At 61.9% G+C, this 8,828-nt stretch carries 10 protein-coding genes and 1 pseudogene; 7 read left to right on the forward strand and 4 right to left on the reverse strand.

The window, feature by feature from the left end:
* The coding region (locus tag SD70_RS31750; RefSeq protein WP_052488115.1) for a L,D-transpeptidase at nt 1-1,092 on the forward strand (1,092 nt) is incomplete at its 5' end.
* Between the two features lie 14 nt (nt 1,093-1,106).
* Here SD70_RS31750 and SD70_RS39600 read toward each other — a convergent pair.
* Complete coding sequence (locus SD70_RS39600; RefSeq protein WP_269432564.1) at nt 1,107-1,238, reverse strand: hypothetical protein; 132 nt, start codon at nt 1,236-1,238, stop codon at nt 1,107-1,109.
* Between the two features lie 232 nt (nt 1,239-1,470).
* Here SD70_RS39600 and SD70_RS31760 point away from each other — a divergent pair.
* The 4 genes and pseudogenes from SD70_RS31760 to SD70_RS31775 all read left to right on the forward strand — a co-directional run bounded on the left by SD70_RS31760 (nt 1,471) and on the right by SD70_RS31775 (nt 4,603).
* Nucleotides 1,471-2,564 (forward strand): annotated as a pseudogene (locus tag SD70_RS31760) (quinone-dependent dihydroorotate dehydrogenase).
* Nucleotides 2,565-2,589: 25 nt separating this feature from the next.
* Nucleotides 2,590-3,396, forward strand: a complete 807-nt coding sequence (locus tag SD70_RS31765; RefSeq protein WP_041052613.1) for a GTP pyrophosphokinase — start codon at nt 2,590-2,592, stop codon at nt 3,394-3,396.
* A 30-nt stretch (nt 3,397-3,426) separates the two neighbouring features.
* The gene (locus tag SD70_RS31770; RefSeq protein WP_041052615.1) at nt 3,427-3,843 is read left to right on the forward strand and encodes a DUF309 domain-containing protein; all 417 of its coding nucleotides are present in this window, start codon (nt 3,427-3,429) and stop codon (nt 3,841-3,843) included.
* A 4-nt stretch (nt 3,844-3,847) separates the two neighbouring features.
* Nucleotides 3,848-4,603 carry a pseudouridine synthase gene (locus tag SD70_RS31775; RefSeq protein ID WP_041052616.1) on the forward strand — a complete coding sequence of 252 codons (756 nt, stop codon included), beginning with the start codon at nt 3,848-3,850 and terminating at the stop codon, nt 4,601-4,603.
* Nucleotides 4,604-5,315: 712 nt separating this feature from the next.
* Here SD70_RS31775 and SD70_RS38985 read toward each other — a convergent pair.
* Nucleotides 5,316-5,408, reverse strand: coding sequence for a sporulation protein YjcZ (locus tag SD70_RS38985; protein WP_082053806.1), 93 nt, complete (start codon nt 5,406-5,408; stop codon nt 5,316-5,318).
* 228 nt (nt 5,409-5,636) lie between these two features.
* On the opposite strand from SD70_RS38985, the gene SD70_RS31780 reads away from it, so the two are divergent.
* Both SD70_RS31780 and SD70_RS31785 read left to right on the forward strand, forming a co-directional pair.
* Nucleotides 5,637-6,302 carry a hypothetical protein gene (locus SD70_RS31780; protein WP_041052617.1) on the forward strand — a complete coding sequence of 222 codons (666 nt, stop codon included), beginning with the start codon at nt 5,637-5,639 and terminating at the stop codon, nt 6,300-6,302.
* Nucleotides 6,303-6,417: 115 nt separating this feature from the next.
* Nucleotides 6,418-7,452, forward strand: coding sequence for a hypothetical protein (locus SD70_RS31785; RefSeq protein ID WP_041052618.1), 1,035 nt, complete (start codon nt 6,418-6,420; stop codon nt 7,450-7,452).
* 74 nt (nt 7,453-7,526) lie between these two features.
* On the opposite strand, the gene SD70_RS31790 is transcribed toward SD70_RS31785, so the two are convergent.
* Nucleotides 7,527-8,183, reverse strand: a complete 657-nt coding sequence (locus SD70_RS31790) for a nitroreductase family protein (protein WP_041052619.1) — start codon at nt 8,181-8,183, stop codon at nt 7,527-7,529.
* A 101-nt stretch (nt 8,184-8,284) separates the two neighbouring features.
* The coding region (locus tag SD70_RS34350; protein ID WP_197081247.1) for an RsmF rRNA methyltransferase first C-terminal domain-containing protein at nt 8,285-8,828 on the reverse strand (544 nt) is incomplete at its 5' end.

An 8,828-nucleotide genomic window follows, 5' to 3' on the forward strand; every position in this document is an offset into this window, starting at 1 on the left:
CCCGGCACAGCGGGCGCTGCGCAGCAGCCCGCTGTGCTGTACGCGGCCCCGGGCGAAGCCGGGGCCGGCGCAGGCGCAGCAGCGCAAGCGATGCTGGCGCTGCTGGCGGGCGGCGGCGGCGAAGCGATCGCCGCCGAGGGCGCGGCTTCGCCCGACGGGCGCTGGGTGTATTGGCACACCCCGGCGAAGCCGCTCCTGTGGCTCGGCGCGCCCGGGGACGGCGCCGCGCGCACCGTGCGCCCGCTCGATCCGGAGGCGTGCTCGTGCAAGCCCGAAGGGACCGACGCGGCGCGCGCTATCGTCAGCGGCTGGGAAGCCCAGGAGGAAGAGCGGATCGTGCTGCAAAGCGCCGTCGCCGCGTACACGCAGCGGTACGGCGCCGCTCCGCAGCGGCCGGAGCAGCTGGCGCGGCCGTACCCGGACAATATGCTGCCGGGGCTCACGGATACGATGCGGGAGCTGTTTCCGCAAGCGCTGCAAGCGGCTGCCGGCGGGGCTGGCACCGGAGCGGCCGCGGACGGTGCGGGCGGTTCGGCCGCAGCGGCTGCCGGCCCGGGAGCCACTGCAGCGAAAGCAACGCCGCCTTCGCATCCGCTCGCCGAGCCGCTGCGCATCGTCGTCGACAAAGATCAGCACCGGCTCGGCCTGCTGTCCAACAACCGCATCGTCCGGCTGTATCCGGTCGGCCTCGGCGGCGAGCGGACGCCGGAGGGAGATTTTGCGATAACGGAGAAAGTGCGCAACCCGAACAACAAGCCGAACGGCGATTTCGGCTCGCGCGGGATGACGCTTTCGGATACGCTGTACGCCATTCACGGCACAAACAAGCCGGACAGTATCGGCAAAGACGAGTCGCTCGGCTGCATCCGCATGCGGCAGGCGGACATCGAGGAGCTGTACGACATGGTGCCGCACGGCACGAAGGTGACGATCGGCCGCGCTTTGCTGCCGCCCGACGCCCCGCTCAGCGATTCCGGGGACGGCGACGGGGCGTCAGGCGGCGCGGGCAAAGGAAAAGGGAAGCCGACGTTCCGGCTCCCCTTGCAGACGAACGATAGCAACCCGAATAAAACGTACCGCTGGCTCGACTAGCGCAAAGCCAATGCCTATTTGTCCAAAATAAGCAAAACCGTCATCGCGGCGATAACGGCGAGAGCGATTCCGCCGGCCCATGCGATGGCTTTTTTGTTGACGCCGTCTTTCTCCCGCTTTTGCAAATACGTTTTGCGCTGCGCCATCCGCGAATCATCCCTTTCGCTTCGGTTCGTGATCATGATCTTCTTGGTACAGCCTATCGTATCACAAACCGGGCGCGGACGGAAGGCGGACTGCAAGCGTTTTCGATGTGCCGCATTCATATCCGCTTCATATCCGCCTCCATCCTTTGCATAAAAGTGCCATTCGCGTTAAACTTGTTAAGTACCGATTCAAACGAACGATCGCTTGGGCGTATCTACGGAGGACTCAGACATGCTGTATAAAGCGCTGGCCAAGCCTTTGCTGTTCCGGTTAGACCCGGAGACCGCGCATCATCTTATTGTAGACGGGCTCGGCGCCGTCACCCGCATGCCGGGGGCGGCGGCCGCGCTGCAAGCCATATGGGGGGTGTCCGCCCGGCCTGAGCTGCATACCCGGCTCTGGGGGCTCGACTTCCCGAATCCAATCGGCCTTGGGGCAGGCCTCGACAAAAACGCCCGCGCCGTCAAAGGCTTCACCCGCCTCGGCTCGGCTTCGTCGAGGTCGGGACGGTGACACCGCTCGGGCAGCCTGGCAACGAGCAGCCCCGCCTGTTCCGGCTGCCGTCCGACCAAGCGCTCATCAACCGGATGGGCTTCAACAATGTCGGCGCGGGGCAGATGGCGGACAACTTGACAAAGGCGGGCCGACAGCCTGTCCCGGTCGCCGTCAACATCGGCAAAAACAAAACGACACCGAACGAGCAGGCGGCGGACGATTACCGCAAATGCATCCGGGCGCTCTACCCGCTCGGCGACTTGTTCGTCGTCAACATCAGTTCGCCGAATACGCCGGATTTGCGTAATTTGCAGCATGGCAACGATTTGAAGCTGCTGCTCGACGCCGTAACGGACGAGATGGAGCGGCAAGCGCACGCTGCGGGCGGCGCCAAACCGGTGCTGGTCAAAATCGCGCCGGACTTGTCCGAAGCGGAGCTCGAGGCGACAGCCGCGACGATTGCGATGAGCGGCGTGTCCGGCATCATCGCGACGAACACGACGATCGGCCGGGACGGCCTGACGCACCCACACCGCACGCAGACAGGAGGCCTCAGCGGCCGCCCGCTCACGAAGCGCTCGACGGAAGTCGTGCGCCGGTTATATGCGCTCACCGAAGGCCGGCTGCCGATTATCGGCTGCGGCGGGATTTTTACGGCACAGGACGCTTATGATAAAATACGCGCAGGCGCAAGCCTCGTTGAAGTGTATACGGCGCTCATTTACGAAGGGCCGGACCTGCTTGGCCGGCTAAACGCCGGATTGTCGGCGCTGCTGCGGCGCGATGGCTTCCGGCATGTCGCCGAAGCGGTCGGAGCGGACCACCGCTAAGAGAGAGACGATGGGAGGCGGGACGATGGACGGACGCGATTGGAAAAAGTTTTTGTTTCCGTACGAGCAAGCGGTCGAGGAGCTGAAGGTCAAGTTCAAATCGCTCCGCGCCGAGCTGAAAAGCCGGGAGGAGTACGCACCGATTGAATTCGTCACCGGACGGGTGAAAAAAATATCGAGCATTCTGGAAAAGGCCAAGCGTCTCGGCGTGCCGATGGATCAGCTCGAGCAAGGCATCGAGGACATCGCCGGCATCCGCATCATGTGCCAGTTCGAGCAAGACATCCATCGCGTCGCCCAGCTCATACGCGAACGTCAAGACTTGAAGCTCGTGTACGAGAAAGACTACATTACGTATAAAAAAGAGAGCGGCTACCGCAGTTACCACTTGATCGTGGAATACCCCGTGCAGACGTCGCTCGGCCTCAAGGCGGTGCTTGCGGAAATCCAAATCCGCACGCTGGCGATGAATTTCTGGGCGACGATCGAACATTCGCTGCATTACAAATACAAAGAGTCGGTGCTGCCGGAGGATGTGCGGGAGCGGCTCAGCAAGGCGGCCGAAGCGGCGTACCAGCTCGATCAGGAGATGTCTTCGATCCGCGACGACATCGTCGAAGCGCAGAAGCTGTTCGAGGATCAATCGAACCTGGTGTCGCTCGTGCTGAACAACATTCAGGTGCTTTATTTTTACCGGCGCGTGCGCGAGGCGGCGCAATTCCAGCTGCGCTTCAACGAAATATGGGAAAACGAGGAGCTGTGGCTGCTGCGGGACTTGCTGAACGACATCGAGCTCGCCTTGAGCCGCGCCAAGGGCGGCGAAGACAGCTGAAACAGGCCCGCCGGCTGGGAGGGAGCGCGTTTGCCGCAGTACGATAAGCTGTATATCGAATTTTTGTATTATTTTAACGTGGCGCGGGACTATTTCGAATGCCACGAAGTGCTGGAGGAGCTGTGGCTCGAGGAGGGCCGCAGCCCTTTGCTGCAAGGCTTGCTGCAAGTGGCCGTCGGCTTGTACCATCACGGCAACGGCAACGTGAGCGGCGCGATCAAGCTGCTGACGGCGGCGCTGGAGAAGCTGGAGCCGCAGCCGGACGATGCGCTCGGCATCGATCTTGCCGGGCTGCGGCGGGAAAGCGCCGCTTACCTCGCCAAACTTTGCCGCTACGAGCAGGAACCGTTCGAGCCGTACGATCTGGACATTACCGTCCTCGACCCCGAGCTGCTGCGGCTGTACGAGGCCATGAAAGCGAATCCGCCGCAAAAAGAGGAGAACTGACGCTATGGGCACGAAGCTTCGGCTGGACAAGCTGCTCGCCCACATGGGCTTCGGCACGCGCTCGGAGCTGAAAAAGCTGGCAAAGAGCGGGGCCATACAAGTGAACGGGCAAACGGTCAAGGATAGCGGCCTGCAGGTCGATCCCGCCGCAGACCGGATCAGCGTAGACGGGGAACCGGTCCAGTACCGCGAATTTATTTACTTGATGCTGCACAAGCCGCCCGGCTTCGTATCGGCGACGGAAGACGCCCGCGACCGCACCGTGCTCGAGCTGCTCTCAGACCATTACCGCCATTTTGCGCCGTTTCCGGTCGGACGGCTGGATAAAGATACGGAGGGCCTGCTGCTGCTCACGAACGACGGGAAGCTGGCCCACAATTTGCTTTCTCCGCGCAAGCACGTGCCGAAGACGTATATCGCCCGGGTGGAAGGGGCGGTCGGCGCGGACGACGTTCGCGCGTTCGCGGCGGGCGTCACGCTCGACGACGGTTATGTGACGCTGCCCGCCGAGCTTCGCATCGAGCAGAGTGCGGCGGAATCGGCGGACGGCTTGTCCCACATTGAGCTGACGATTACCGAGGGCAAGTTTCACCAGGTGAAGCGGATGTTCGAAGCCGTCGGCAAAAAGGTAAAGTACCTAAAACGGATTACGATGGGGCCGCTGCGGCTCGACCCCGACCTGCCGCTGGGCGAGTGCCGCGAACTGACCGGCGACGAGCTGGAGGCGCTGCTGCGGCACGGGGCGGCAGCCGGAGATTAGCGGCTCATTCGGCGGGCCGTTACGGGACTCGAGCCAGGGTTTCCTGGCATTTTTTAGGACTGACTAGCGGTATCTGGAAAATTGCGGTCAGCCATTCTTCTGTGGTTACCAGTGGAGCATAACTGGCAAATTGGAGATGCCCGAAAGCGGCGGCTGGCGTGGGATTTCATTCATATGGCGGCATTCGGGGAAGGCGACTGGCGGGCAAAACATAAACTCCGTACCCCCATGCCGCTGCACAACCTTCCGCAGCAGCCGTAGAGGAACGTAGTTCCTTTATTGCACGAGTAGAGTGGCATCGGATCGATCTTAACGGAACGCAGTTCCGCTATCGGTCCAGAACGAAGGCCGTTCTCGTCGAAAATGCAAAGATAACGTACTCCCGTTCCGTTATTTCCGGGAAATACCCGGGAAATAGGCCGATAACGGAACCAATTTCCGCTAACCGGAAGGAACCGGGTAAAAACGAAAAGCACGATACCTTTAGGCATAATGCTATCGTTGCTTAGCCCGTGTGCCACATGCATGTGAAATGCCGCTGGAACCAGCTTCAAGCTGCGGTGCAGTTTGGCCGCTGCGCATATCGCCGCCTGCCGCAAACGGCGGGAAAGGCGATATGGGCAGCGGGCCAAAGCTGTGAATGCCCGAAAATGGGGCTCTCCCAACGTCGTCATGACGACTGCGGGAGAGCCCCATTTTGCCGTAACCGGATTTAGAAGAAAAGCAAAGTGCGGGAGATGATCACGAGTAAAATGAAAAGAACCAGGATAGCTCCGGTACTCGTAAATACGCCTGCAGCGTGCATGAGCCTCGCCTCCTTTGGAATTCGTTGGCGTCCCGGGCTTCTCGCCCGGTGTAATGTATCGTATGGGGGTTTGGCCCGGGGCGATTGGACGGATATCCATGCCGGCGGGAAATGGGCGAACGGATGCGGGTTTTTGCACGTTTTCGCGGCGATTGGATGTGACCGGGTTCCCGCCCGCCGCGTACGATGGATAGGGAACTTATTTTAATCGCAAAGGAGAGGAAGTTTATGTGGTTGCAGCTGCTATCCGACAACTGGCGGCTTATCGCCGGTTTTGCGGCGGGCGTGCTGTATGTGGCGGCGCATCGCGGCATCGCTTTGTCGCAAGCGAAGAAGATGGCGATGACGCTGATGCTGGGGGCGGAAAAAAGAGCGGAGCAGCTCATTCTTGTGACCGGCCAAGACAAGTTCAACTGGGTGATCGACAAGGGCTACGACTTGATGCCGGCATGGCTGCGCATGTTTATAGGGAAGCCGGCGTTCCGCAAAATCGTGCAAGAGCTGTTCGACAATACGGTGCGCATAGCGAAGCAGTACGTAGACGAGCGGGCGGCGATGCGGCCGGGCAAGATGAGCCCCGGCACCCGGGCGGAATCCGGGGCCAGGCAGCCGGCCGGGGCTGCGTTCGCAAGCGGGAGCGCCGGGACAATCGGAAGCGCCGGGCCGATGGCGGACAAGGAATCGGCCGGAGCCGCCGCAGCGACCGGACCTGCCGGGCCCGGCGGCAACGAGGTATGGACATATGCGAGACCGAATCCGGCCATGCCGGTCGTTCCGGCGATTCCGCCGCATACGGCGGCGAGCGAGCCGGCGCACACGGATGAACCTGGCGCCTCCGCTCCTTCGATCGTGCCATCCTCGGACCCATCGGCCTCGGCTTCACCCGAGGAATAGCCTTGAGCCGCCTTAACGAAATTGCGCTGTAAATTGCCGCTTTACGGCGGTTATAATCCCTTCCTCGTTCGGACATTATACAAGAAGAATCCGACAGAAGAGGGAGAGCAGTGATATGGCTGAGTGGTTGCTAAGACCCGATATGAAAACGTCGGGCGGCGAGACGCACGATATCGTCTACGACGACCGGTACGTCGGCATGATGGCGTTGGTGTACCGGGAAAACGACCGACTGACGGGAGCTGTGCAGCTCGAGGCCGATGAGCTGGATGAGCGCACGAAAACGGAAGTATTGGAACGCGTGCAGCGCCATGTGGAAGCGACGGCCGAAGCGCTCGGCGTGGACGCCTGCGACGTCATCGTCACTTACGCTCCGTATGAGCGCATCATCGTCAAGCCGGATGACGATTTCGACATCGACTGGTTGGACGAAGACAAATTGAACGACGTGAATCCGTACCAGCAGGAAGACATCGAAATGGATCACGGCGGCACATCCTTGGACGGGGACGAGGTTTCCCGCTCTTTGCCGGATTACGAGCTTGTCATCGTTCACGAGGAGCGGGGGCGGGTCGAATATCACATTTACGACGAGGAGAAAGACCTTGCCGCCGAGGCGTTCCTCACGATTCGCCGCGGACACGTAAGCGGAACGGTCGAGTGGGTGTACGATCCGCTTGATGAGGAAATCGATGAAGCGACCGAACTCATCGTGAACGATTTTGATGCGGATGACATCGAGACGTTCAGCTTGGCGATGGTGTTTGGGGACGAGCTGATCGACACGGTCGAGCTGAAGCGCAACGATTTGCTGGAAGAGGAAGAGAAGCGGACGGCGGTTTCGGGCGACCGCGACGACTATTCGATCGTGCTCGTGCGGGACGACGGCGACGTGCTGACCTACGAAATTTACCAGCAATCGCGCGGCGGATTGCCGATCGGCACGGCAACGGTCGATATCAGCAACCGCCAGCTGACCGGCTTCATCGATTTCCGCGAGCCGGGGGGAGCGGACGACCGCGAGCTGATCGCCATGCTGCTGATGGAAGAGCTGGACAAAGAAAAAGAATACGATTCGTTCAACGTCACGATGATGGTGAACAACAAGCTCATCGACGAGATTTTGTTCGAAACCGAGAATGTGCATTAAGCGGAAAAACGGCGCCTTCCCGCCACGGGAAAGGACGCCGTTTTCGCTGTGTTCTCGGCTCGACTTGCGCTGCATCAAAAGCTGCCCCGCACGACCATCCGCTCAAGCGGCAGGCGGCTCGAGGCGTGCGCCGGCTTGGCCGCCTTGCCGACGGAAATCAGCATGAGCGGCACGTAACGTTCCGGTATGTTGAAGGCTTGCATCAATTGCCGGGGGTTGAAGCCGCCCATCGGACATGTGTCATAGCCGAGCGCTTTCGCGGCCAGCATAAGCTGCATCGCGGCTAGGGCGGAGTTGCGTATCGCCTCGTCGCGGGCCAGTCGCGCCGCATCGGAACGCGAGTAGGCGGCTTCGATTTGAGCCAGCAAAGTATCTTTCACTTGAGCGGGCATGAGCCCTTTGGCGACCAGCTCGCCGTATACGGCTTCCGCGTTTTTGTTCGCCTCCAGATCGCCGAGTACGGCGACCGTAACCGAGCTGTCGACGACTTGCCGCTGGCCGTTCGCGATCGGCAGCAGCTTTTCTTTGTCTTCCCTGCTTTCGACGACGAGGAATTTCCAGTGCTGGAGATTCCATGACGACGGCGCGGTAGCGGCCGCTTTCAGGATCGTTTCCAAATGTTCCTGCGGTATGGCATAGTATTGTTCGTAATTGCGTACGGAATGACGCTCCTCCATGAGGCGGATGACTTCCGATGGCCGGAGTTCGTTTTGCGCTTGCGTCTGCTGCATCATGCTCCACTCCCGTTTCTGACTGATTTCAGCCCGGTTAGTTTATGCAAGCAGCGCAAAAATACGGCGTCCGGGAGCGAGGGATGATTTGACAGCGGCGGCTATCCCATGCGGCGCAAACCTTTTGGATAATGGTTTTTCAGTTGGCCGCCGGATACTTTGCCCCAGCCGAGCGGGTAGCCGTCGACGGTGACGACGGTCCAGCCGGCGGCGAGGCCGGGCTGCGCGAGCGCTTCGCCGCGCAAGTAGGCCGCCGCCTCCGCGGAGGCGGCGGCGAGACGGCACTCGCGGGCGGCGGCCCCGGGCGCGGCTGCAAGCGCCAGCGCGTGCGCAGGCTCGAAGCGGCCTGCGCGCAGCGCGCCGAGGTGCAGGCCGGGCCGCAGCGTCCGCAGCCCGGCCAGGTCGGCGCTGCCGAGCGCAGCGCCCGGCGCGTGCGGCAGCCAGTACAGCTGCTCGCCGAAGAGCAGCGGCTCCCCGCGCCCGGGGCGAAGCCGGGCAGCGCCTCGCGCCGGAACGCGTCCCAGCGTTCCGCAGCCTCGCGCAGGCGCGGCGAGACGGCACTCGCGGGCGGCGGCCCCGGGCGCGGCTGCAAGCGCCAGCGCGTGCGCAGGCTCGAAGCGGCCTGCGCGCAGCGCGCCGAGGTGC

Source organism: Gordoniibacillus kamchatkensis, assembly GCF_000829455.1.
In the GTDB taxonomy this organism is placed as follows: Bacteria; Bacillota; Bacilli; order Paenibacillales; family NBRC-103111; genus Gordoniibacillus; species Gordoniibacillus kamchatkensis.